General features: G+C 29.3%; 23 protein-coding genes and 1 pseudogene. 15 read left to right on the forward strand and 9 right to left on the reverse strand.

The features are described from left to right. Window positions 1–12: 12 nt before the first annotated feature. The 3 genes from Q3287_RS00675 to cspC all read left to right on the forward strand — a co-directional run bounded on the left by Q3287_RS00675 (window position 13) and on the right by cspC (window position 6,529). Complete coding sequence (locus tag Q3287_RS00675) at window positions 13–1,209, forward strand: vWA domain-containing protein (protein ID WP_407963335.1); 1,197 nt, start codon at window positions 13–15, stop codon at window positions 1,207–1,209. Window positions 1,210–1,450: 241 nt separating this feature from the next. Next, a complete protein-coding gene (gene cspBA / locus Q3287_RS00680) occupies window positions 1,451–4,846 on the forward strand; it encodes a bifunctional germination protease/germinant receptor pseudoprotease CspBA (RefSeq protein ID WP_407963336.1) in 3,396 nt (1,131 codons plus the stop codon). 9 nt (window positions 4,847–4,855) lie between these two features. Next, complete coding sequence (gene cspC, locus Q3287_RS00685) at window positions 4,856–6,529, forward strand: bile acid germinant receptor pseudoprotease CspC (RefSeq protein WP_054277019.1); 1,674 nt, start codon at window positions 4,856–4,858, stop codon at window positions 6,527–6,529. 108 nt (window positions 6,530–6,637) lie between these two features. On the opposite strand, the gene Q3287_RS00690 is transcribed toward cspC, so the two are convergent. The 6 genes from Q3287_RS00690 to Q3287_RS00715 all read right to left on the reverse strand — a co-directional run bounded on the left by Q3287_RS00690 (window position 6,638) and on the right by Q3287_RS00715 (window position 10,840). Continuing rightward, complete coding sequence (locus Q3287_RS00690; protein WP_407963337.1) at window positions 6,638–7,129, reverse strand: GNAT family N-acetyltransferase; 492 nt, start codon at window positions 7,127–7,129, stop codon at window positions 6,638–6,640. 13 nt (window positions 7,130–7,142) lie between these two features. Next, the gene (locus tag Q3287_RS00695; protein WP_054277017.1) at window positions 7,143–8,069 is read right to left on the reverse strand and encodes a hypothetical protein; all 927 of its coding nucleotides are present in this window, start codon (window positions 8,067–8,069) and stop codon (window positions 7,143–7,145) included. Between the two features lie 58 nt (window positions 8,070–8,127). After that, entirely contained in the window at window positions 8,128–8,910 is a 783-nt protein-coding gene (locus Q3287_RS00700) for an aminoglycoside 6-adenylyltransferase (protein ID WP_407963338.1), read from the reverse strand. A gap of 155 nt (window positions 8,911–9,065) precedes the next feature. Beyond that, complete coding sequence (locus tag Q3287_RS00705) at window positions 9,066–9,686, reverse strand: Crp/Fnr family transcriptional regulator (RefSeq protein ID WP_009897384.1); 621 nt, start codon at window positions 9,684–9,686, stop codon at window positions 9,066–9,068. An 87-nt stretch (window positions 9,687–9,773) separates the two neighbouring features. Then, window positions 9,774–10,673 carry a conjugal transfer protein gene (locus tag Q3287_RS00710; protein WP_407963339.1) on the reverse strand — a complete coding sequence of 300 codons (900 nt, stop codon included), beginning with the start codon at window positions 10,671–10,673 and terminating at the stop codon, window positions 9,774–9,776. Continuing rightward, window positions 10,670–10,840, reverse strand: a complete 171-nt coding sequence (locus Q3287_RS00715) for a prealbumin-like fold domain-containing protein (protein WP_407963406.1) — start codon at window positions 10,838–10,840, stop codon at window positions 10,670–10,672. The genes Q3287_RS00710 and Q3287_RS00715 overlap by 4 nt, the downstream gene beginning before the upstream one ends. Between Q3287_RS00715 and Q3287_RS00720 the strand changes: the two are divergent. Both Q3287_RS00720 and Q3287_RS00725 read left to right on the forward strand, forming a co-directional pair. Continuing rightward, window positions 10,831–10,932 (forward strand): annotated as a pseudogene (locus tag Q3287_RS00720) (zinc ribbon domain-containing protein); the annotation flags it as partial. The gene Q3287_RS00715 and the pseudogene Q3287_RS00720 overlap by 10 nt on opposite strands. Before the next feature lie 183 nt (window positions 10,933–11,115). Further along, on the forward strand, window positions 11,116–11,238 hold the full coding sequence (locus Q3287_RS00725) for a hypothetical protein (protein ID WP_407963340.1): 123 nt from the start codon (window positions 11,116–11,118) through the stop codon (window positions 11,236–11,238). Window positions 11,239–11,321: 83 nt separating this feature from the next. On the opposite strand, the gene Q3287_RS00730 is transcribed toward Q3287_RS00725, so the two are convergent. Then, window positions 11,322–12,518 carry a pyridoxal phosphate-dependent aminotransferase gene (locus tag Q3287_RS00730; RefSeq protein ID WP_054269822.1) on the reverse strand — a complete coding sequence of 399 codons (1,197 nt, stop codon included), beginning with the start codon at window positions 12,516–12,518 and terminating at the stop codon, window positions 11,322–11,324. A gap of 384 nt (window positions 12,519–12,902) precedes the next feature. Between Q3287_RS00730 and galT the strand changes: the two genes are divergently transcribed. Continuing rightward, window positions 12,903–13,853 (forward strand): galactose-1-phosphate uridylyltransferase, encoded by a 951-nt coding sequence (gene galT / locus Q3287_RS00735; RefSeq protein WP_407963341.1) that lies wholly within the window; start codon window positions 12,903–12,905, stop codon window positions 13,851–13,853. Between the two features lie 123 nt (window positions 13,854–13,976). Next, window positions 13,977–14,729: an exodeoxyribonuclease III gene (locus Q3287_RS00740; RefSeq protein WP_407963342.1), complete on the forward strand. Its 753-nt coding sequence runs from the start codon at window positions 13,977–13,979 to the stop codon at window positions 14,727–14,729. Between the two features lie 90 nt (window positions 14,730–14,819). Here the strand turns inward: Q3287_RS00740 and Q3287_RS00745 are convergent, their stop codons facing one another. Then, complete coding sequence (locus Q3287_RS00745) at window positions 14,820–15,596, reverse strand: 3'-5' exonuclease (RefSeq protein WP_054269825.1); 777 nt, start codon at window positions 15,594–15,596, stop codon at window positions 14,820–14,822. 312 nt (window positions 15,597–15,908) lie between these two features. Here Q3287_RS00745 and Q3287_RS00750 point away from each other — a divergent pair, with 312 nt between their 5' ends. Next, complete coding sequence (locus Q3287_RS00750; protein WP_054269826.1) at window positions 15,909–17,807, forward strand: glutamine synthetase; 1,899 nt, start codon at window positions 15,909–15,911, stop codon at window positions 17,805–17,807. A gap of 132 nt (window positions 17,808–17,939) precedes the next feature. Here Q3287_RS00750 and Q3287_RS00755 read toward each other — a convergent pair whose 3' ends face one another. After that, window positions 17,940–19,070, reverse strand: coding sequence for an MGDG synthase family glycosyltransferase (locus Q3287_RS00755; protein ID WP_054276327.1), 1,131 nt, complete (start codon window positions 19,068–19,070; stop codon window positions 17,940–17,942). A 189-nt stretch (window positions 19,071–19,259) separates the two neighbouring features. Between Q3287_RS00755 and Q3287_RS00760 the strand changes: the two genes are divergently transcribed. From Q3287_RS00760 to Q3287_RS00790, 7 genes are all read left to right on the forward strand, one after another. Then, on the forward strand, window positions 19,260–19,592 hold the full coding sequence (locus Q3287_RS00760) for a PadR family transcriptional regulator (protein ID WP_009889116.1): 333 nt from the start codon (window positions 19,260–19,262) through the stop codon (window positions 19,590–19,592). Next, window positions 19,579–20,505, forward strand: coding sequence for a DUF1700 domain-containing protein (locus Q3287_RS00765; protein WP_054269828.1), 927 nt, complete (start codon window positions 19,579–19,581; stop codon window positions 20,503–20,505). Before Q3287_RS00760 ends, Q3287_RS00765 begins: the two co-directional genes overlap by 14 nt. Then, window positions 20,498–21,574, forward strand: a complete 1,077-nt coding sequence (locus Q3287_RS00770) for a DUF4097 family beta strand repeat-containing protein (RefSeq protein ID WP_054276328.1) — start codon at window positions 20,498–20,500, stop codon at window positions 21,572–21,574. The genes Q3287_RS00765 and Q3287_RS00770 overlap by 8 nt, the downstream gene beginning before the upstream one ends. A 101-nt stretch (window positions 21,575–21,675) precedes the next feature. Beyond that, window positions 21,676–22,212, forward strand: coding sequence for a hypothetical protein (locus tag Q3287_RS00775; protein ID WP_054269830.1), 537 nt, complete (start codon window positions 21,676–21,678; stop codon window positions 22,210–22,212). A 123-nt stretch (window positions 22,213–22,335) separates the two neighbouring features. After that, window positions 22,336–23,043: a lantibiotic protection ABC transporter ATP-binding protein gene (locus Q3287_RS00780; RefSeq protein ID WP_054269831.1), complete on the forward strand. Its 708-nt coding sequence runs from the start codon at window positions 22,336–22,338 to the stop codon at window positions 23,041–23,043. 1 nt (window position 23,044) lies between these two features. After that, entirely contained in the window at window positions 23,045–23,761 is a 717-nt protein-coding gene (locus Q3287_RS00785; RefSeq protein ID WP_054276330.1) for a lantibiotic immunity ABC transporter MutE/EpiE family permease subunit, read from the forward strand. 1 nt (window position 23,762) lies between these two features. After that, window positions 23,763–24,521, forward strand: a complete 759-nt coding sequence (locus Q3287_RS00790; protein ID WP_054276331.1) for a lantibiotic immunity ABC transporter MutG family permease subunit — start codon at window positions 23,763–23,765, stop codon at window positions 24,519–24,521. Window positions 24,522–24,651: the final 130 nt, after the last annotated feature.

Genomic DNA, 24,651 nt, shown 5'->3' on the forward strand with positions numbered 1-24,651 from the left:
AGCTGGATAATTATGTTTATTAAATTTTTTTATTTATTGAGGGCAAGAGGATTAGATATATCTTTAAATGAGTGGATGACTCTAATCGAAGCATTGGACAAAGGTCTCTGTTATTCAAATTTTTCAAATTTCTACTACCTTTGTAGGATGATTTTAATAAAAAGTGAAAGTAATTTTGATAAGTTTGATGCAGTATTTTTAGAGTATTTTAAAGGAATAGAACATCAAGAAGAAATTCCAGAAGAAATTATGAATTGGCTTAATAAAAAAGATATAAATTTAGAAGAATTTGAAAGACTAGAACAAAATCCCAATATAAATCTTGATGAATTAAGAGCGAAGTTAGAAGAACGTATAAAAGAACAAGATTCTCCACATAATGGAGGTAATTATTGGATAGGGACAGGAGGTACTTCTGAATTAGGGCATTCAGGAAAGGGACAAACTGGTATACGTATAGGGGGAAATTCAACCTATGGGAGAGCTGTTTTGGAAGTTGCAGGAGAAAGAAAATATAGAGACTTTAGAGATGATGAAGTTCTAAATATGCGTCAGTTTCAAGTAGCACTAAAAAGGCTTCGTCAATTTTCCACTAGAATAGATACTCCAAAAACAGAGCTTGACTTGGATAAGACTATTGAAGAGACTTGTAATAATGCAGGGTATTTAAAGTTGTTTTTTGAGAAGCCAAGAAAAAATACAGTGAAGCTTTTATTACTTATGGACTCAGGTGGCTCAATGAGAGGATATAGCACTCTATGTAATACATTATTCCAGTCTGTAAGTAAATCAAACCATTTTAAAGATGTAAAAGTATATTATTTTCATAACTGTATTTATGATAGATTATTTACAACACCTGAATGTTGGCTAAGTAAATCTATTGATACTGAATGGATATTACAAAATATAGATAAAAACTATAAAGTTATAATTGTGGGAGATGCTTCCATGTCACCTACTGAGTTACTTAATATTGGTGGTAATTATCGTGGACCATACAATTATACTCCTGGAATAGAATGGCTAAAAATATTTAAAAGAAAGTATAGTAAAATAGTATGGGTGAATCCAGAATTGAGAGATGGATGGGATTCAATTAGTTATTGGTATCAGACTCAAAGATTAATACAAGGTGAATTTAATATGTTTCCATTAACTGTAAAAGGCTTGGAGAAAGCACTAAAAAATTTAATGGTGTCAAGGTAAAATAAATAATAATGAGGCTGTCTCAAAATAGAGATAAGCCTCTTTTTAATTGTTGAAATAATAAAAATATATCTGATTTCATACAAAAAAGGGTGTAATGAACTAAAAAACTAAAGTATTTCTAAATAGTATATACTATTTAGAAGATATGTTTGCATAAATGAAATTTAAAAATTATATACTCTGATACATTTTAGAACTACAGAAAACATATACATTAATAATAATTTTAGAAATCGAGGTGATTATAATAAATTATGAATTAATTGTAAAATACAATGGAGATATATTGAAATTAGAACAAGAATTAGGAGTTTCAGTAGAGATACTTAATTCATCATATGCGATAATAACATCAAATAATGAAGAAGATGTAAATACACTTTTGACTTATCCAGAAATTGAATTTATAGAAAAACCTTTCATATTACAGACTCAGGATGTTCAAAGTTTTTCAAGCACAGGAATAACAGGGTTTAAGAATAGAACTGGATTAACTGGAAAAGGAACTATAATTGGTATAATCGATTCGGGAATAGATTATACTCTACCTGTATTTAGAGATAGTGATGGAAGGTCTAAAATATTATATTATTGGGACCAATCTATTCAGGGAAATCCACCAGAGGGTTTTAGAGAGGGGACATTATATACTAATGAAGATATAAATAATGCAATAGATGGAAATATGTATATACCTATTTCAACAACCAGTTTACATGGGACACATGTTGGAGGTATCTGTGCAACCATTGCAAGTGATGCTAGGATAATAGTGGTGAGAGTAGGAAATATACAGACAGATGTTTTTTCAAGAAGTACAGAGTTCATGAGGGCAATTAAATTTATTTTAGATAGAGCATTAGAATTAAGAATGCCTGTTACGCTAAACATAAGTTATGGAAGTAATGAAGGCTCACATAGGGGAACATCCTTATTTGAACAATATATAGATGATATGTGTTTATTTTGGAAAAATAATATAGTTGTAGCAGCTGGAAATAATGCAGATAAAGGTGGTCATAAAAGGATTAAACTGCGAAATAATATTACAGAAGAAGTTGAGTTTGTAGTTGGAGAAGGAGAACGTATATTAAATATAAATATATGGCCAGATTTTGTTGATGACTTTAGTGTACATTTGGTAAGTCCATCAAATACTCAAACACAATCAATTTCTCTGACTTCAGGCGAAATAAGAAATACTTTGGGAGAAACTAGAGTAACTGGTTATTTTTATCCTATAGCACCATATTCTCTCACAAGGAGAGTGACCTTGCAATTAAGTTCAAATACACAAATAAATCCAGGTTTATGGAGAATTATATTTGAACCAATAGACATTGTAACTGGTAATGTAAACATATATTTGCCAACTTCTGAAGGATTAAATAGAAATACTAGATTTCTGATTCCTACTCAAGAACTTACTGTAACAGTTCCTGGGACAGCAAGTAGAGTTATAACAGTAGGTAGTTTTAATTCAAGAACAGATATAGTATCCATTTTTTCTGGGGAAGGAGATACACAATTAGGTGTATTTAAGCCAGATTTATTGGCTCCGGGAGAAGACATAATATCTTTTTTACCAGGAGGTACAAGTGGAGCATTAAGTGGAACTAGTATGGCTACTCCTCATGTTACAGGTGTCTGTTCATTATTTATGGAGTGGGGAATTGTAAATGGAAATGATTTATTTTTATACTCTCAGAAATTAAGGGCATTACTTTTAAAAGGGGCAAGAAGATTAACTAATCAATCTTACCCAAACAATTCATCAGGCTTTGGATTTTTAAGTTTAGCAGATATAGATTTATACACCTTATCTAATATAAATCAAGACTTGGAGACTGATGGTATTGTATATAGAAGTGTTAACAAATCATTTAAAGATGAAGAAAATAATTATAAACTTATAGATGGTTATAATAATATAAAAAATGATATTAGCTTAGACAGTTTTTGTAATGAGGATATGAATAGACAAACTGGGGTTCTGGCAGGAATAAATATAATTCATACTCCTGAATTTGAAAGTGAATTAAATGCTTTAGGTATGGGCTCTAATTTTATTAAATTAAGCGATTCATTAGGCATATTACCTATAGATGCTTCTGATTATAATAGTATACAAAGGATATTGGAACTTCCATCAATTATAAGGTCAGAATCAACTATAAAGATGTCATTACTTGGAACTATTAATCAAGGGACTTTTGGTGGTATAGTTGCAACAGAAGAGATAGGTGTAAATTTCTTTAAAAACAATCCAAATATTACAATAACAGGAAGGGGTACTCTAATAGCGATTGCAGATACAGGAATAGACTATCTACACAAAGATTTTATTTATCCAGATGGAACTTCAAAGATAGTATATTTATGGGACCAAACCAAAGAAGGAAGTCCACCTGAAGGTTTTTATATTGGAACAGAATATACACGAGAAGATATAAATCGAGCTATTGCAAATAATGACCCTAGTCTATCTCAGGATGAAGTTGGTCAAGGAACAATGCTTAGTGGTATATGTGCAGGATTGGGAAATGTAAATAGTGAATATGCAGGGATAGCAGAAGATGCAGAATTAATAATAATAAAACTTGGCAAGATAGATGGTTTTTATAATAGTGCGATGCTATTTGCTGCGTCTCAGTATGCATATAAAAAAGCTTTTGAACTTGGAAGACCAGTAGTTATAAATGTATCTTTAGGTAGCAGTAGTCTAGCTGGCCTAACTAATAGGAGTAATAGTGAAAAAGCTTTCTTTACAAGGGGTCTATGTATAACAGCAGGGGCAGGAAATGAGGGTAATACACAAACACATACATCTGGAAGAATACTACATGCAGGTGGCTCTGTTGATATTGAGTTAGAGTTAAGTGAAGATGAAGAAGAATTATCATTAGAACTTTGGTTAAACAAACCAGATAAGGCAGATGTAATAATAGTATCACCTTCAGGTGAAGAAAGTAAAAGTGTAGGTGTATCAAGTTACAATAGAGTCACTGGTCTATTTGATTTAGAAGGAACTTATTATTCTATAACATATGTATATCCAACTACTTTTTCAGGTCAGCAGTTTACTAATATTACTTTGAGAAATGCTAAAAGAGGGGTATGGAAAATCAGATTAGTTGGGGTTTATATTATAAATGGTATATATAACTTGTATTTACCAAATAGAGTGCTTATAAAAAGTGGAACTAGATTTAGACAAGTTGACCCTTTTTTTACTATAAATTATCCAGCTATTCAAGATGATTTAATAACTGTAGGAGCGTATAACACTATTAATAATAGTTTATGGCAAAGTTCATCAAGAGGACCAACTATTGAAAATAGATTGAAGCCAGATTTAGTAGCACCAGGAGTAAATATAATAGCAGCTTATCCTGGAAATAAATATGCAACTATAACTGGCACAGCAGCAGCAAGTGCACATGTTGCAGGAGCTGCTGCAATGTATTTTCAATATACTTTTGCTGATGGTAGATATCCAAATCAAGCATATGTTCAAAAAGTAAAAACATTTATGCAAGCTGGGGCTAAGAAAAATTTAAATACAGTATATCCAAATACAAGTGCCGGATATGGTTCTTTAGATGTTAGGGGTATGTTTGATGTGTTAAGGTAGGAGGGAGTTATGGAAAAATCTTATTGTATAATTTATCAAGGTGATATAGAAACTGCACTCCAAGAAAATGGTATAAATAGGTATATGGTTTTGAATAGCCAGCTTGCAGTAATATATGTACCTATGGATTTTGATGAAACTATTTTAAATAACATATTGCAAGTAGCATGGTGGGAAGAGTCAGCTCCCATGAGTAGTTTGATTGATATAACTAACAATGTAAATAACGGAGAAACTATCACTAAAGCTGCCGAAACTGAATATATCTATGAAAATCCATACAATGATATAACAGGAAGAGGAATCTTACTGGCAGTTATAGATTCAGGCATAGATTACTTACATCCTGACTTTATAAATGCGGATGGAAGTAGTAAAGTTTTAAAACTATGGGACCAAGAAGCAAATACAAATCCACCTCCAGAAGGTTTTATTTTTGGAAGTGAATTTACAAGAAGTGAGTTAAATATAGCTATAAGTAGAAATGATGGTAGTTTAAGTCAAGATAATATAGGTACTGGAACTTTGGCTTCTGGTATATTGGTTGGGAATGGAAGGGTAAATTCACAGTATAGAGGTATTACTACAGAATCAGACTTAATAGTGGTTAAATTAAAATCATATGTGGATACTTATTATGCTGGAAGGATAAATTACAGTGTTTCAGATTTTCTAGCTGCTATAACATATGTTACTAATATAGCAAGAACAGAAAATAAACCTATAATAATAAATTTAACTATTGGAGTTAAATCAGGTGCTGTAGCAACTACTTCGATATTAGATACTTTTAATCTGTTGAGTAGTGCTGGTGTGGTAGTAGTCAGTGGTGCAGGTAATCAAGGCAATACAGATATTCATTATTCTGGCAGATTTAGTAGTGTAGGTGAAGTACAAGATGTAATAATACAAGATGGGGATGACTATGCACTTGATATAACACTAAATACAAATGGTCCAGATAAAATAGGAGCACAGATAATATCTCCTTCAGGTGAAGTTAGTCATGATATAAGATATTCTCCAGACTTTTATGTATATAGAGGAAAATTCAACTTAGAAAATACTACTTATGCAATGCGATTTATTTATCCATATATCACTTCTGGAAAAGAAAACTTGGAGATAAAGTTAAGAGATATAAAACCTGGAGTATGGACTTTAAGATTGACTTCAGAACTTGTAATAGGAGGAGAATATGATATATATTTACCGAATAAAAACCTGATAGCTCCAGATACAAGATTTCTAGACCCTGATTCAATTGCGACAATAACGATGTATGCAGCTAGTGATGATGTAATCACAGTGGGTACATTTAACAATAAAACAGATAGTATGTGGATTGGTTCTTCAAAAGGTCCAATTAGAGGAAGAGGAATTAAACCAGATATAGTAGCACCAGGTGTAGACATAATATCTACATACAAAAACGGAACATATAATACAGGAACAGGAACAGGTATTAGTAGTTCTATAGTTACTGGTGTCTTAGCTTTATTAATGGAATATCTAGAAAAACAAGATAATATACCAAGGTTATCATTATTTACACAAGTTTTAAAAACATATTTAATATTGGGAGCAACAAAACTTGATATATATACATATCCTAATGTATCACAAGGATATGGGATTTTAGATTTGAAAAATACAATTCAACAGATAGCAAATACTTTGTAAATAAAAAAGTATCTTTAATTAGTAGTTTAATTTTATTGTATAGTTTGTCATAAAAAAAACTTATATTAAATTTGATTATTTTTTCATAAGTTGGTAAATGCCGATATATCATGTATCTACAAGGAGTATCGGCATTTTTCTATTCTTTATTATGGAATTGTGACAGTATTCTTCAATCTTAAAACCACATTTTTCCAATACTTTACTTGACCCTCTATTGTAGGAATATACATTAGCATGAATTTTGTTAAGGTTGTATTTTTCAAAGGCAATTTTGCATATTTCTTTTACTGCATTTGTTGCTATCCCTTTGCCCCAATAGTTCCTAGAAAGCCAGTAACCTAATTCAGCATTTTTATTAATAGAGGTATCTTCTTCAAATGTTAGGCAGATACTTCCAATAGCCCTTTCTTGATAAAAAATAGCATAGCTAAGTTGTTTAACATCTGGAGTTGCCAAACAAAAACTAATAAAATCTCTAGCGTTTTGCTCCTTATAAGGGTGGGGGAAGTTGTCACGAAGATTATTTGCAATTTCTTTATCATTCGCAAACTCAACTAAATCGGTAATATAAGCATAATCCCACTCTATAAGTTCCATTTTTCTTCTCCTTTTATGAAACAGCTACAAGAAATCTTTCTAAGCCAATACCACTTATCAAACAGCGTTCTTTTTTATTTCCAAGCATTTGATAAGTCCAGTCAACAAATCCACCGTCAACTATTTCAATGGTTTCATTTCCTTGTTTGACCGATAATTTGAAATTGATACCTTTATAATAATTATTATCAACATCATCATTATGAATTGATAACTCTATATTAGGAAAAATAAGTTTGATAGTTTCAACCATTCTGTCGAAAAATCCGTCATTATCTTTGTATCCGTTTCTTTTGCGTAGAATAATAGAGAAACGAACATTTTCTATTTCACTTAATATATCTTTATAATAGTTTAAGTGCTTTTCTAACAACATTTTTTCACAAGTGTAAGACCCTGTATCTATACCAGATGAAACCATACAATATAAGCCAAAATGTGAATATAGACCTTTACCTACAAAATTTTGTGCTCTTATTGCCCTAGCAGTAGTAGCCATGTGGATAGGTATGGTATTATTTTCTTCTTTTCTTTTTAATTTATCAGCAATAATTATTGCCAACATATTTGAGGGGTCTGCAAGTGTTTCTGTCCCTCGTAGAGCACTTACTACGTTATATTGATCTACGGAGCCAAAAACGCTACAGCTACCTAATGGAGCAGAGGGAGAAAGCATAATCGTCTTGATATCCATATTGAATGCTTTTCTCAATAATTTTGATTCCAAAGCATGAATTTCTTCTGGATCTATACCACTAGGGATAGTAAATCTATTTAGTTGGTATGACTTTAGAATATCAGTTGCAGTTAAAGTATTTGCTTGTCTATCAAACACTTCTAATAGAAGTGAGTTCAAATCTGATTTTGATAGAGCTGATAACTTATCAACTATATTCTTATCCCCAATTTTATTTGTAATTCTACTTAAAATATCACTCATAGTTATCCTCCATACTGTTACTTTCAAATTTACTATTCAATGTTTTTTTACTTTGGGTTTATTTGATTAAATCTTGAAAATACTGTAATGCAACCCTTTCAGCTTCAACCTTTCGGATAATAGGACTTTGTGATAATTCCTCTCTTAACTCAAGATACAGGTTGATAGTAGCCTGCAATGCATTAACACAGCTTTCATATTCATGGGTAGCAACCGTCTTTTCTAATGATTCAATATATTGGGGTGCGTCCAATTCAATTTTTCTAACTCCACGAGGTAATTTACCTAAGAGAAGCTGTATTAATGGGGCAAGTACTGATTGTCTTAAAAAAGATAAAAAATCAATTGTTTCAAATAGTTCTCTACGTCCAATCTTAGTGCAAGCGTAATGAACCCAAATCCAAAATCTATCTTCAATCCACTGTAAGTCTGGAGTTGGGAAGTATGCTTCTTTTTTAGAATAAATTTCTGTTATGCAGTTGTTTTCTTCATAGAGAATAGCTGAATCTTCAACCCTATCTAGTAAACCATCTAAGGTTGTAAACTTAAAATCAACATGAAGAACAGGGGAATCATAGAGGGAAATTATCAATCGAGGTTCTCCAACATGTTCGCCAGTAAAAGCAGAAACTAATGTTCCAAACTGTTCCGCAATAAGTAATCTCTCTTCGATAACTTCTTCATAGGATTTATCATCTGCTACAATCAGAAAATCCAAATCAGAATATTCATCTAACGATTTTGTGATATAAGAACCGCTAATTGCAAGTCCTATTATCCTACTATCTCTTTTTGAAAATTCTAATACGTTTTGTATCATTTCCTGTTGTGTTTTAGTCATAATATAACACCTCTCACTTTCTTTTATTAGCTATCAATCCAACATAATTATGCATAGGAGTATTATATAATGAAGAAATAAAAAAAAATAGGTCACTTGACCCGAAATAAAAAAGTATTGAATAATTATTATCCAATACTTTTTTGAAATTATACTTATGTTGTAGGAAGATTCTTTAATACCTCTCGCTGATTAATTACACTAAATCTTTTGTTTTCATAAGCAATTAGATGTTCTTGTACACATTCATTTATAGCACGATTAATGCTTCTAATTGGAGCGTTTACTTCGCTAGCAAGCTGTTTTTTGGTAAGCAGATTTAATTCACTTCTATAATAGTGTAAGGATATACACCTCAGAAGTCGTTCTTTAACACTTAAAGATGATAATTCTTCAATTAATTCAGCATTTACAACTAATTTACTAGATATTTCTCGAATCAGAAATTTTGTAGCTTCAAAATCTCCCCTTAACCAGTTTAAAAAATCATCTCTATGAAGTTTATATACATTACAATCTGTGAAAGCGACAATTTCAACGGGTTTTTTCCCATCATTAAATTGTTCCATTTCTCCAAAAAAACTACCACTTCTATAAAGATGAATAGTTGAGATGTTTCCTTTCACATTTAAGATGAATGCTTCTGCAATACCGTCAATCATAAGAATTACATATTCATTTTCTTGCTCAGCAAAAAGAATAGTCTCTTTCTTTTTATACGTTTTTTTAACAAGCTTCTTTTTAATATCTTCATTCATAAAATCAATTAAATGTATATTCATCCCTCCTTACCAAATCTTTGATTAAATTATATCATCTTTCAATTAGTTAGGTAAGGTAGTAAAAATATATTTACATAGAAACTATTCCATTATTATTTTCCAGTTGTCATTTTTCTGCAAAGTAAGCTCAAACTGGGAAAACTGTGTAACTTTGGTTTCCTTATCAAGGTATTTCACTGTTACAATAGCAGTCACTTGATTGTTAACTTGTGTATAAACAGGATTCACAAGTTCCACAAATACATAATCTTTATTAATTACATCAAGTGCTTGATTACTTACATAGTAAGATAGCTCTTTTTCTGTTGCAGTAGGATAGAGTTTGAAGAATGTGTCTAGGAAACTATTAATTTCATCTGTTGTATTTGCGTCCACCGTTCCGTCACTATCAGAAAGTACAGGCTCATAGCTTGCCTTTTGTGGCTTGCTGTCAATGGTAGGGTTCTTAATAATTACCATATTGCCTACTTCATCTACATAGACAGTAACAGTATAGGTGGAAGCGATATTCTTTTTGTTCTCGCCCTCTGAAATCTGTTGTCCTACTGAAAAGAGTACATCATAGGCATTTTCTTCATTGTTCTGTGTCACACTCCATACTTGAAAGCTGTTGACAATAGAACTAGTAGGAATATCCGAGCGAACCATTTCAGTATTCAACTGTTGTAGGTTTTCAGTCAGATAATTCTTCAAACGTTCAATTCGTTTGTCCTGTGAATCTTGCGACTGTTGCCATGAAAAATATTCCTTGCTAAAGGATTCTACAAAACTCTCAATGCTATTCGTATCAACAACCTGTTTCTCAATGATTTCTTTTGGATTTAAGATACTAGCTAATGTTGTTTGCCAGTCATAGTTTCCAAACTTCACAAGGTCAAAGCCACCAGTGATAACGACTTCTTTTACAGTAGTAGATTGAACCGCAGTATCTACGGTTTGACCTGCATATTTTAACTCAAATGGAATCTTGTTTTGATTCAATACATAACCTGCTGGAGCTGTTTTTCAAGAGCATAGTATTTTCCTAGCTTAATATTTGAAGAAATAGCTTTTCCGTATTCGTCTGTTGTGATGGTGGTAACTTTCGTACCATCTTCTTTATAGATTCCATAGACTGCACCTTTTAAGGAGTAGTATTGTAAGAGAATGGATTTGTCCTTGTTGTAATGTAACTCATGATAGAGATATAAATGCAAGTATAAATATATTAAAAGAAGGACTAAGACTAATAACAGTTTAAAATAAATAACTTATGTAAGAACCGTAGGAACTACGGGGATAGCCTGTGGAGAATTGGTAAGACATATTTCAGTATGCAAGATTCTATGAAACAGGAACCCTGTGACTTTAGTCATGGGAGGTTCAGAGAAGAAAGTATTTAATTGATATTACTGAAGAAGGGGGCAATATAGCTTCTGATTTTATGGATAAATTAAGTGATGGTCTAGGAGAAAAGCTTTCTAAATTGACTGAAGAAGATAGAAGAAAGTATTTAGAGGCAATAAATACTCTTCAATATATATTAAATAAAGAAGAATTTAAATAGAAAAAATATCCCCTCTTCAAATAACATCTGAAAAGGGGATATTTTTATATCATTAAATTTATATAAATTAATATTTCAAGAATTTATTTGTGTAAAGCTACATATTGCTCTAAACCTTCTTTTAATAATGTAGCAGCTCTATGAAGGTCAGTTTCATTTAGGATGTAAGCCAATCTTATTTCGTCACGTCCTAAACCTGGAGTAGCATAGAATCCTTCAGCAGGGCAAACCATAACTGTTTCATTGTTTTTGTTGAATTCTTTTAACATCCAGATTGTGAAATCTTCTGCATTTTCAACTGGTAATTTAGCAACTATATAGAAAGCACCAGTTGGTTTTTTACATATAACGCCATCAACTTTCATTAATTCATTGTATAATACATCTCTTCTTTTTTTGTATTCTTCATTAACTTCTTTGAAATAAGAAACTGGAGTTTTGTATAATTCAACAGCTCCTATTTGCTCTAATGTAGGAACACAAAGTCTTCCTTGACATAATTTAAGTATTTGAGCGATAAGACCTTTATTTTTACAAGCGATAGAACCAATTCTAGCACCACAAGCACTGTATCTTTTAGAAACACTGTCTATTATGATAACTCTATCTTGTACACCTTCTAAGTTACCACAGCTTGTGTACTCAAGTCCATCATAAACAAATTCTCTATAAACTTCATCTGCTATTATCCATAAATCTTTTTCTTTAGCTATTTCAGCTAGGATATTAAGTTCTTCTTTTGTATAGATTGCACCAGTTGGATTTCCTGGATTAGAAAGAATTATAGCTTTAGTTTTATCATCCACTTTAGACATTATTTCTTCTTTAGATGGAAGGTGGAAACCGTTTTCCGCTTTTGTTGTAACAGCATTAACTTCTACATTTACACATTGACCAAATCCATTGTAGTTAGTGTAGAATGGTTCTGGAACTAATAGATTATCCCCTGGGTCACAAACTGCCATCATAGTGAAAAGTAAAGCTTCACTACCACCATTAGTTACTAGTAATTCATCTTTTTCAAAATGCATATCATAAGTTTTATAATAGTTTTGAAGTGCCTCTAATAATTCTGGAATACCTTCTGATGTAGCATATTCTAAGACTTCACTATCAAAGTTTTTAACAGCATCAAAAAACCCTTTAGGAGTTTTTATATCTGGTTGTCCTATGTTTAAGTGATATACTTTGATTCCTCTATCTTTTGCTGCTTGTGCAAATGGAACAAGTTTTCTGATTGGAGAGGCCTGCATTGCACTAACTCTGTTTGAATAATTCATTTTAATACCCCCTATTTAATTTAAATACGTATATTGTATTATGTAAATTGTATGTTTGAATACAAGACATCTTTACAAGATAATAATAACATACTTATAGGTAAAAATCATCAAAAAAAATTAATATAGCTCTAAAATAAACTTTTAACAAATTACAGTGAAATACCTGTGTCCATGCCAATAAATTATACATCGGTAAATTAATTTATGATAAGATAATGTTTTGGTGTATAGATAGTAATTTTTTGTTATAATCCTCTATTTATAGATAAAAATATATAAGGGTAAATACGCAAATTTATAAAAAATATTATAAATTTATTTAACAGATACGATAAATATCATATAATTATATTAAAGGCTATTAACTAAGAGGTGTTAATTATGAAAGAATTAAGAATAGATCCAATTACTAATGATGTTGTTATATTTGCTACTGATAGATTGAAAAGACCTTTGGATACAGCAGATATACCAAATGAAGATGAAGATACTAAGGAATATGAAGAAGGATGCCCATTTTGTAAGGGAAATGAGGCTTATGCAACTGATACACTATTTGAAATAGAGGGTGAAGAAGGATGGCTTGTGAAGTCTATTTATAATAAATTTCCTATAATTGATGATATGGCAAGAGATGTATATGGTATTCATGAAGTGATGATAGAGAGCGATAAACATAATAGTAATTTTTATAACATGAATCAAAAAGAATTTGAAGATGTTTTTTTTATGTATAGAGACAGATTTAGAGAAATGTCGAAAAATGACAAAGTAGAGTATGTTAGTATCTTTAAAAACTTCTTGAGAAAAGCTGGCGCATCTTTAATGCATCCACATGCTCAGATACTGTCTATGTCCTTTATTCCTCCTGAAATTACTAATGAATTATTAGTTTCAAAAGAGTATTATGATAGTAATAATAGCTCTTTGTATGATGATTTAATAGAAAATGAAATAAATTTAAATACAAGAGTTGTTTATAATGGAGAAGCTTTTATAGTGCTTGTTCCATATGCAACTAAATATAGTGGAGAAGTAAGAGTAATATTTAAAGATAAAATAAAATTTGATGAGTTAAATGATAATAATGTAAAAGAACTTTCCATGATATTTGAGAAGTTATTTAAGAAACTGTACAATGTCAATGGATATATGCCATTTAACTTATGTATTCACACTCATCCAACAAATATTGAAACAAAATCATATTTTAATGTTCATATGCATATAATCCCAAGAAAATATAATTTTGGAGGATTCGAGCTTGGAACAAATATGTATGTTTCCTCAATAATCCCTGAAGAGTTAACAAAAAAATTAAAAATTGATTAAAATATATATTTTTAAGGTATTAAGTAAATAGTAATTTTTAGATAAAATTATAGTGTCGTGTTGTTAAAATAAAAACAAATGAAAAAATTAAAAGAAATTTACTGTTTAGATGAGGAGTATAATATGAAATTTATATCATGGAATGTTAATGGAATAAGAGCTTGTGTTGGGAAAGGATTTTTAGACTTTTTCAAAGAGGTTGATGCAGATATATTTTGCTTACAAGAAACTAAATTACAAGAAGGACAAATAGAATTAGATTTACCAGGATATTTTCAATACTGGAATTATGCTGAGAGAAAAGGTTATTCAGGTACTGCTATATTTACAAAAAAAGAGCCTTTAAAAGTAATGTATGGAATAAATATAGAAGAACATGATAAGGAAGGTAGAGTCATAACTTTAGAATTTGAAGATTTTTATTTTGTCACTGTATATACACCAAATTCTCAATCTGAGTTGAAGAGATTAGAATATAGAACTAGATGGGAAGATGATTTTATAGACTATTTAGTTAAATTAGATAATCAGAAGCCTGTAATTGTATGTGGGGATATGAATGTTGCACATACAGAGATAGATTTAAAAAATCCTAAAAATAATATGAAAAATGCAGGTTTTACTAAGGAAGAAAGAGAAAAATTTTCTAAACTATTAAATAGTGGGTTCATAGATACATATAGATACTTTAATCCTGATAAAGAAGGTGTCTATAGTTGGTGGTCATATAGATTTAATGCAAGAAAAAATAATGCAGGATGGAGAATAGATTATTTTTGTACATCTAAGAAATTAGAAGATAGATTGATAGGTGCAAATATTCACACTGAAGTACTAGGTTCAGACCATTGTCCAGTTGAATTAGAGATAAAATAAAGATTAATAAGGATAAAAATTGGGCTGTAGATATACATTTAAATATGATTATGTTTTAATCTACATGCCTATTTTTAACCTAAGTAAATTCTATTTGTTTTTTCTTTGAGTAGCATTTTCTAATGCAAATTGATTTGTTTTTCCCATGTTATAAGCTAAGTTAATAATTCTTTTCTCATCTTTACTCAATTCACGATTTAAAATCTTCTTAAATTCATCAAATAACTTATCATAATCAACTTTCTTTTTATTAGAATATTTTATAGTTTTAGGTCTAATGCTTGTATACACATATATATCTGGCACTATACTTGGATTGTATATATTAATAAAGACCTTAGCAGTATAGTATGCATCGTTTAAAGCGTTGTGATAAGACATTTTTTCATCGAGTTGCAATAAGGAAATAGCATTTTGTAATCCAATACTTTTTCCTGCTGGGTTATTGAAATATTTAGATGCATGCTGTTGAATATTAATATAAGACTTAGGTAAGGTATTTGATGCTAGCTTATGGTAATTAATGTTCCTGTACAATTCCTTTAAATCTCCAGCTCCCCATACACATAATATAGGGTCTTGTGATGATATAAATTTTATGAACTTGTTGTAAACTTCAGGAAAAGTAGGTGAACCATTAAAATCAGAATCTTTAATATTAGTCATGCGACTAATAAAAGGGTGTATTTCTTTGTATATTGTAGGTTTCACATAGCTATTAAATGTATCTATTATATTGAATTTAGAATCCAATTTAATTGCTCCTATTTGTATGATTTCAAAAGGACACTTTTCATTGGATACAGTCTTGTTAAATTTTTTATCAAATCCTTGATTAAATTCCAAATCGAAAATTATGTATTCCATAAAGTTTATCTCCTAAATTTTTTTATTATTGCTACTATAGATTATATTATAAGTCAAATTAAATTTTTAAACAAAAATACTTTTATTTTAGTATACCCTATATTTATAAAAATGTTAAACTATTGTATGTAGAATATTTTTTCCAATAAAAAATATTGCGAACTTTTTGTACTTGATATATAATAATATAAATAAAAACACGAATAAAATACGAATATTTTGCAAGAAAAATTCATAAATGTAAGTAAAAATGAATTTTATCTTGTATTTAACAAAATAAAATTTACATAAAAATTATGGGAGAGTGAAAAAATGGATAGTCTATTATATGTAATAGAGAAAGATAAACATACTAATGAAGAAATAAGAGAAATCCTAAAAAACAATAAAAATATAAGATTTGTTTCCTTAATGGGTGTTGACTTAGGGGGAAATGCAACAGATGAAAAGATTCCTGTAGAAATATTTTTAGAAGATATAGATAAATTTTTAGAATCAGCTATACAGACTGATGGTTCGAGTGTTGAACTTTATAACATAGCGACATTAAATAATGCAAAAGTTGATTTAATGCCAGATAAAAGTTGTCATTGGTATGTAGATTACAATATGGAATATATAGACGAAGAAGTAGGTTTACCTGTTGGAACATTAAAGATACCTGCATTTTTAATACATGATAACAAAAAAGTATGTTCAAGAGGAGTGCTTCAAAAAGCAGACAAGTATTTCAAAAAATCTATGTTTGAGATATTTAGAGAATACCCACATGTATTAAATAACATAGGAATAGATTCAGTAGATGATATAGAAGAAATAATGTTAACAGCAGCTACAGAACTTGAGTTTTGGGTTAATACTCCTGAAGATAAAGCTGACTTAGAGAAATTATATGTATCACAAAGCCTAAAAGAGCAATACTGGAAAAGAACTCATGGTATCATAAGAACTTGCTTAGAGCAAAGTTTGATAATACTTCAAAAACTAGGTGTAAGCCCTGAAATGGCTCATAAAGAGGTTGGAGGGATACAAAGTTCTATTAGTATAGATGGAAGAACAAATCATGCTATGGAGCAACTAGAGGTTTCTTGGAAGTTTTCTACACCATTACAAGCAGCAGATAATGAATTATTAGTAAGAGACGTTATAGAAGATGTATTTACATCACATGGACTAGAAGTTACGTTTAAAGCAAAACCAATTCATGGAGTTGCAGGAAGTGGTGGACATACACATGTAGGAGTAAGTGCAAGACTAAAAGATGGAAGTATCAGAAATCTATTTGCCCCAAAAGATTTAAAAGAAGATTATCTAAGTGAACTAGGATATGGGGCCCTTATGGGACTTCTTTACAATTATGAAGTATTAAATCCAATTGTAACAGCTTCTAATGATGGATTTAATAGATTAGTTCCTGGATTTGAGGCACCTGTATGTATAGTTACATCTTTAGGTCATAGTTATGAGATTCCATCAAGAAATAGGTCAGTACTTGTTGGATTAATAAGAGACATGAAAAATCCAAAGACTGTAAGATTTGAATTAAGATCACCAAGTCCTTTATCTAATACATATCTAGTAATAGCAGGGTGTTATCAGACAATGTTAGATGGTATAAAAGCAGCAGCCAAGAGTGGTCTTAGTACAAAAGAACTTGAAAAAGAATTGTCTAAAAATGTAGGTGAAGAAGGATTCTATTTAGAAAAAGATAGAGCATATAGAGATGAAAATGATGTATTTGAGCATTATAGCTTAGAAGAAAGAAATGCAAGATTTGGAACTCCTCCAGCTACAGTTTATGAAAATATGAAAAATTTAGAAATATATGCTTCAAAATTAAAATCTTTAAAACAAGGTGATGTATTTACTGATAGTATAATAGAATCATTTAAGGTTGGAGCAATAGATAAGTGGCAAAAAAAATTAAAAACTAGAATAATAGAGGCTGGAATACAAAAGATAAGAAGTATTGTCAAAATACACACAAAAGAAAATATGGATGCACTTGATGAAGTGGTTTGGAATTCAATATCAGATTTGAAGTTCAACATTATGAAGGACACTTTAACTAGAGAATCTCTATTTACTAGAGTAAGAGAAGCTGTAGAAAATAAAGATTATCAGACTGCTTCAGATTTACAAATAGAATTAAAAAGAAGTATGGAAGAAATACAACAACTGTATATGCAATACAAGAAAAATATATACTAAGATAAATTAGTAACTTGATTCTAATATTATAAAGGCAATCGAGTATGCTTAGGTCATTTTGAGTAAAATCTCAAATATGAAAGCATACTTGATTGCCTTTGGTTTTATTATTTTAAGTTTTATAATAACATACTAATTGTAATGAGTATCTATTAATTCTGAGATATAATCAGCAATTTCATCTGGGTGAATGACTGTTTTAAACTCTTCTAAATTTTTCTTCATAAAGTTTATTATAGAGTCAAATTCATTTGATACTAATTTATAAAATATATTCTTAAGGTCTAAGTCATCACTATAAATCATCCCAAGTCCTTTATCTATTATAAACTTAGCATTTTCAATCTCTTGTCCGACCTTTGGCATTTTTACAAGTACTGGAGTTTGTGACTGGATAGCTTCAAATATAGTTGCTCCTCCAGGTTTAGTTAACATTAAGTCACATTCTCTTATTAGATTATACATATCATTTACAAATCCAAGTACTTTTATATTTTTTAAAGGTTTTTTATAAGTTAATGTGTCATATAATTTTTTGTTTTTGCCTGTAACTATTGTAATTTCTATAGAATCAATATGTTCTTCAATAAATTCGTCTATCCAATGCATAAAATCCTCATCTATATCGAACAGACCTCGTCCTCCTCCAAGAAGTAGTAATCTGTATTTATCATGACAGAGTTCTTTACTTTCAATTTGGAATCTCTTATCTACAGGAACACCAGTAACCTTTATAGAGTCTGGATTTATCCCCTTTTGAAAAAATCTATTTTTTATTTCAGGAGATGGAACAAAATACAAATCTGTATGCTCAAAAACCCACTCCATACTATCTACAACATCTGTTATAACTGTAAGTGTTGGTATATTTATATCAGGATTTTTTATCTTAAAATTATTTACACAAGCAGCTGCTAGTGGAAATGTAGAGATAATTAAATCTGGATTTATATCAGAAATATACTCAGAAAGTTTAGGTGTATATAATTTATGAGAGAAATCATGTCTTGAATCAAACGATTTCTTAAAATAATAATAGTAATTATATAATCCTGGAGTATATTTTGTATTGTTCTCATAAAGTTTTACCATAGGCTTATTCATCATAGGTATACTTGCATTTATAAAATTTTGTATAACAACATTGTAGTTACTATATTTTTCAATAATGCATTCTTTTACTGCTTTTGCAGCACTTATATGGCCAGCACCAAATTGAGCAGTTAAGATTAATATTGTTTTATCTTCTTTCGTTTTAGCCAATTTATCACCACTTTCATAAAATATATCTGATTAGAGTATTATACATTTATAGAAGAATTTAATCAACAATAATATTTAAAAATAACTATTGTGTAAGACATAGTACTGTGTTATTATGAAAATATAAGAAGTTTTAACATAGTACCTTGTAAAACACAATACTGTGTATTTAAAGAAAGGATGGAGTATATGAACACACAATTTAGAAAGGGTGTTTTAGAAATTTGTGTACTTGCACTAATATCTAAAAAGGATATGTATGGATATGAAATAGTACATAATATCTCTAAAGTAATAGATGTAAATGAAGGAACAATATATCCTATTCTAAGAAGACTTACAAAAGATTTGTATTTCGAAACATATATACTAGAATCTAATGAAGGTCCTGCTAGAAAATACTATAGAATAACTTCACTAGGAAAAGAAAATTTATCCAATCTAATGGAAGAGTGGAGAGAATTTGTAAAGGCTGTTGAGATTTTAATAAGTGAAGATGAGGGAGGTAATGAACTTGAATAAAACTGAGTTTCTTGAAATTTTAAAGGATTATCTAAAAAAAGATTTTTCTGAGAGCGAAGTTAATGATATATTGAGAGATTATGAAGAGTATTTTGTAGATGGTCTTATAGAAGGAAAGAGTGATATGGAGATAATAGCATCACTTGGTTCACCAAAATCTATAGCAAGAGAACTTATCTTACAGACTAAAGAAAAAGATACTGAAGAAGAAAAAATAATAAATACAGATGTTTTAAACGATAAATTTAGTAAATTTAAGTCAGATATGAAAAAGGGTTATTCTATCTTAAAAGATGAGGCTAAAGAAAAATACAATAAATCAAAGGAAAATATAAATGATAAGCTTACACCAAGCATAGAAGAAGGTGTTGGAGGTTTATCTAGGCAAGTTATAAAGGTATTATTAGTAGTATTATCTTTATTCTTAATTATTCCAGCATTTGCATTCGTATGTGCAATTATATCTGTCGCTATTGGATTAATATGTACATTGATTGCTTTTGTTATATCAATTCCATTTGTGATTAAGTTTATAACAATGGTTCCAGATATTACGATGTTTTGTATATTTGCGATTATAGCATTTGTAGGACTTGAAATACTTGCATGGCAAATTTTACTGTTTGTTATAAAATTAGGGAAACAGTTGCTAGGTAGCTATATAAATTGGATAAAGAGAAAAAATATTTATATAAATGCAAATGAAAAAATGGAAAAAAGAAATAAAGATATTTTAAGAGATGAAGACTTGAATAAAGATATTAATGAAGATTTATATAGTAATGACTATTATAATACAAAAGAAGAAAGTATTAAAAAAACTGATGATTATGATGATAGTATAAACTTTGAGGCAATGTATAAGGATTTTGAAGATTTAGATGATAAGAAAGGAGAAGATAAACATGAATAAGAAACTTGCCATATTTGCTGCAGTATTATTGGTAATAGGCATAATTGGAACGACATGGTCAGGTATTTTAGTTATGCCAAGCTTAATAAACTTTGGGCTAGAAAAGGAAGCTGAATTTAAAAAAGAAAATAAACTTTATCAAGAAAAAGTAAATATTGACAAGTTAGATGTATCTGTTGACAATATAAATATTACGATAAAGAAACATGCAAGTGAAGATGTGCGTGTAACAACAAAAGGAAATAATGAGTTTTACAAGTATAATGTTACTTTAAAAGATAAAACTTTAGTGGTAAAAGGTGAAAGAAAATATGAAAATCAGCTTAAAAGGATTAAAAATTTCGACCAATTACTAAATACATCTATAGATAATATGTTTTCACATGATTATAGAGAACTTGTAATATATGTACCAAATAATGTAGACGTAAATGTATCAAGTGTAAGTTCATATTTATTGGTATATGATAATGTAGCTTCAAATAATATAACATATAAGACTTCTTATGGAAGCTTTGGAAGAGTTATAACAGAAAATAATGTAAATAAATTAGAGACTTTGAATTTAATATCTAATAGTAATATTGACTTATCAACAAAGTCAATTTTAGGTGTTAAAAATGTAAATATAGAATCAGAATCATTAGATATATCTTCAGAATATGAAGATGTGTTTATAAATAATGTAGAAGATTATATACCTGAAAATGTAAATATAAATGAAAAAATAAGTAGAAATTCACATTATGATAATGAATTTAATTTAGATTCTAATTTGCCAATTGCTAAGCATCTGAATATAGAAGTTCCAAATTCTAAGGTAAGTCTTAATTTACCAGTAGATAAGTATAAATTTAATTGTGATATAAAGGCAAAAGAAGTAATAGAAGAATTTAATAATGATGAAGAGTATAGTAGCGATGAAGAATATAGTAATGATTCGTCTGACTATGAACATAGTAATAAGTATAAAAATATTAGAGAAATAAAAGGGCTTTTGAATAAAAATATGTCGAATTTAGAACAAGAATATACTATAAAAATAAATTCAAATCGATTAGAACTGTAAATAATTTACTACAATAATTGATAAATTGGCTTAAAAGTATAAAAATATAATCTATACTATGGTATAATAAGTATCGAAAGAGAATTAGGAGAGGGATACTTATGAATAAAATAGCAGTAAGTTTTTTAATAATTGCTACTACTTTATCGAGTACAGCATGTATGGATTATAGCATCAGTACAGTTGAATTGGTTGATTCTAATGAGTCAGCGGTTGTAAAGAAGGATGAGAGTGTCGAAGAAGAAGCAACTAGTAAAATAATTAATCCTAAGACTACTACTAAAATACCCATAGAGATAATTTCAAAAGATGATAAAATAGTAAAATACTTACAAATTGATGTAGAAAGTACACTTAAAGATAAGTTACAATTAATCTTAGATACATTATCAAATGAATATTTTAATGGTTTAGATATGGAAGTAGAAGTTAAGGAAAAAGACAGACTCGTTAGAATAAGTTTAATAGAACCAGATAAAAAAAGTAGGGTTTCTTGGAAAGACGATTATTTAAATGAACAAAATATAAAATATACTATAAACAATATTATCAAAAATGTCATCCAAGAAGATGATGATAGTATCTGGATTGAAGAAGTAGAAATATACTATAATGGAAAATTAATAGAGTTAATATAAAAAATGATGTGTTTAAAAAAACACATCATTTTTTTTATTAATTTTTAATCCTTATAAAATCCTTATATTTATGATTTAGAATGATTCTTGTAAACAAGTTCGATAAAAGAAAGGATGAAAATTATGAGTAATTATATTTTAGAGTTAAGGGGAGTTACTAAAAAGTTTAAGAATGAGGTTGCAGTTGATAATATTTCAATAAAAATTAGACCTAATTCTATTTATGGATTATTAGGACCAAATGGAGCAGGAAAGTCTACTTTATTAAAAATGATAACTGGGATTTTAAATGCGACTTCAGGAAAAATAATGTTTGAGGGACATAAATGGACTAGAAAAGACCTAGCATATATTGGTTCTCTTATTGAGTCTCCTGCTATATATGAAAATTTAACAGCAAGAGAAAATTTAAAAGTTCATACTACTTTATTAGGTCTACCAGATTCTCGTATTGAAGAAGTCTTAAAAATTGTTGATTTAAGAGATACTTTTAAAAAGCGTTCAGGTCAATTTTCTCTAGGGATGAAGCAACGTCTTGGCATTGCTATTGCATTATTAAATCACCCAAAACTTTTAATCTTAGATGAGCCTACAAATGGTCTTGACCCTATTGGTATTGAAGAGCTTAGAGAATTGATTCGTTCTTTTCCAAAGGAAGGAATTACAGTTATTTTATCAAGCCATATTTTATCTGAAGTTGAGCAAATTGTAGATGAAATAGGGATAATTTCTAATGGAGTAATAGGTTATCAAGGAAAGATATCAAAAGAAGAAAACTTAGAAGAGCTTTTTATGAAAGTAGTAGCTGAAAATAGAAAGAGAGGAAATTAATATGGAAAAATTCGTTAGAGTGGAATTTCAAAAGATGAAGGGAACTTTTGGCATGAAGTTGATATGGATAGTTCCAGTATTTGGTATACTTTTTTGTGGACTAGGTGGAGGGCAAAATGCTGCTTTCAACTGGTGGTATATGACATTTCTTCCAGGACTATTAACCTTAATATGTTCATTAATAGTATTAAAAGATGAAAAAAATAAATACCGTGGTATTTTACCATTACCAATTGAGATGAAAGATATTTGGACTGGAAAAATGATTTATTGTATTATTTGTTGTTTTATAGCATCAATTATTTCTGCAATAGGTGTAGTTTTTATTGGAATAATCTATAAAGAAACTATTTCAATAGGTCAAAATATTATTGCAACTATATTAATTGTTTTACTATTTATGTGGCAGATTCCTCTTTGTATGTTTTTAGCTTCAAAATTTGGGATTTTTGTTACAGTTTTAATAAATATGTTTTTTACTATTGTTGGAGTTTCTGTTTTTTCGACTACAGGAATATGGTATTTATTTCCGCATTCCATTCCTTCAAGATTAATGGCTGTTGTATTGCATATTCTACCAAATGGGCTTCCTGTACCAGAGGGAAGTGAATTTTTAAATAATGTTGTCATTTTACCAGGAATATTAATATCTGTTATTTTATTTGCATTATTTGCTTTAGTTACAAGGGCTTGGTTTAATAATAGAGAGGTGAAGTAATATGAGACAAGTAATAAGAATACTTTGTTCTGATTTAATAAAATTAAAACGAAATTTTATAATACTAATGCACTTTGGTATTGCTTTAATAGGGATGGGATTATTTTTATGGTATTATAAGGTTTCAGGAGCTGATAATATACTCAAGATAGTAGCATATTTACAAGTTATAGCAATAGCTTTTCCTTTATTATCAGGTGTTGTGTGTTCAATGTTCGTTGAACAAGAATATTATGCAGGAAATTATAAACATATGTTAACATCATCTAATCCAAAATATCTCACACTTCTAAGTAAATATATAATCTTAGTATGTCTTGGTTTTGTAGCTACATTAGTGTCTGTGTTAGGTTTTAAATTTGGTATATCTGAGGATTACTTTGCATCAAACTTTTATATGATTTCAATACTAATTTTAATTGGGTGTAATTTATTCGAATATATATTACATTTATTCTTAAGTTTAAGGTTCGGAAAAGGAGCATCCATTGGAGTGGGTATAGCTGAAATGTTACTTTCAGCATTATTATTAACTGGACTTGGTTCTGGTGTTTGGCAGTATTTTCCTTGTGCATGGGGTGTTAGATTTATAACTATTTGGTCATCTTTTTCAAGTTCTAAAACGGTTGAATATATAAAAGTTGAATCAATTAAAGCATATCAATCAACAGGTTTAATGTGTGGCTTTGTAACAATTTTAGCATTTGTAATTTTATGTATTTGGTTTTCTAAATGGGAAGGCAAAAAGTCAGAAGAATAAAATAAAAATTGACTGTTTATTTAGATTATATTATTATGTTAAAAGATAACTTAGCAATGAAAATATATAAAATAATCAAATAAAAAACTGGTTAGGTATTAATTATGAATTAATTAAACTATTTGGAGGA

Source organism: Clostridioides sp. GD02404 (assembly GCF_045898275.1).
In the GTDB taxonomy this organism is placed as follows: domain Bacteria; phylum Bacillota; class Clostridia; order Peptostreptococcales; family Peptostreptococcaceae; genus Clostridioides; species Clostridioides difficile_A.

Excerpts from the sequence above, each read along its gene's own strand:
- Q3287_RS00675 (WP_407963335.1), top strand. The coding sequence starts at position 13 with ATGTTTATTAAATTTTTTTATTTATTGAGGGCAAGAGGATTAGATATA.
- cspC (WP_054277019.1), top strand. The coding sequence starts at position 4,856 with ATGGAAAAATCTTATTGTATAATTTATCAAGGTGATATAGAAACTGCA.
- Q3287_RS00690 (WP_407963337.1), bottom strand. The coding sequence starts at position 7,129 with ATGGAACTTATAGAGTGGGATTATGCTTATATTACCGATTTAGTTGAG.
- Q3287_RS00695 (WP_054277017.1), bottom strand. The coding sequence starts at position 8,069 with ATGAGTGATATTTTAAGTAGAATTACAAATAAAATTGGGGATAAGAAT.
- Q3287_RS00700 (WP_407963338.1), bottom strand. The coding sequence starts at position 8,910 with ATGACTAAAACACAACAGGAAATGATACAAAACGTATTAGAATTTTCA.
- Q3287_RS00725 (WP_407963340.1), top strand. The coding sequence starts at position 11,116 with ATGGATAAATTAAGTGATGGTCTAGGAGAAAAGCTTTCTAAATTGACT.
- Q3287_RS00730 (WP_054269822.1), bottom strand. The coding sequence starts at position 12,518 with ATGAATTATTCAAACAGAGTTAGTGCAATGCAGGCCTCTCCAATCAGA.
- galT (WP_407963341.1), top strand. The coding sequence starts at position 12,903 with ATGAAAGAATTAAGAATAGATCCAATTACTAATGATGTTGTTATATTT.
- Q3287_RS00740 (WP_407963342.1), top strand. The coding sequence starts at position 13,977 with ATGAAATTTATATCATGGAATGTTAATGGAATAAGAGCTTGTGTTGGG.
- Q3287_RS00745 (WP_054269825.1), bottom strand. The coding sequence starts at position 15,596 with ATGGAATACATAATTTTCGATTTGGAATTTAATCAAGGATTTGATAAA.
- Q3287_RS00750 (WP_054269826.1), top strand. The coding sequence starts at position 15,909 with ATGGATAGTCTATTATATGTAATAGAGAAAGATAAACATACTAATGAA.
- Q3287_RS00760 (WP_009889116.1), top strand. The coding sequence starts at position 19,260 with ATGAACACACAATTTAGAAAGGGTGTTTTAGAAATTTGTGTACTTGCA.
- Q3287_RS00765 (WP_054269828.1), top strand. The coding sequence starts at position 19,579 with ATGAACTTGAATAAAACTGAGTTTCTTGAAATTTTAAAGGATTATCTA.
- Q3287_RS00770 (WP_054276328.1), top strand. The coding sequence starts at position 20,498 with ATGAATAAGAAACTTGCCATATTTGCTGCAGTATTATTGGTAATAGGC.
- Q3287_RS00775 (WP_054269830.1), top strand. The coding sequence starts at position 21,676 with ATGAATAAAATAGCAGTAAGTTTTTTAATAATTGCTACTACTTTATCG.
- Q3287_RS00780 (WP_054269831.1), top strand. The coding sequence starts at position 22,336 with ATGAGTAATTATATTTTAGAGTTAAGGGGAGTTACTAAAAAGTTTAAG.
- Q3287_RS00785 (WP_054276330.1), top strand. The coding sequence starts at position 23,045 with ATGGAAAAATTCGTTAGAGTGGAATTTCAAAAGATGAAGGGAACTTTT.
- Q3287_RS00790 (WP_054276331.1), top strand. The coding sequence starts at position 23,763 with ATGAGACAAGTAATAAGAATACTTTGTTCTGATTTAATAAAATTAAAA.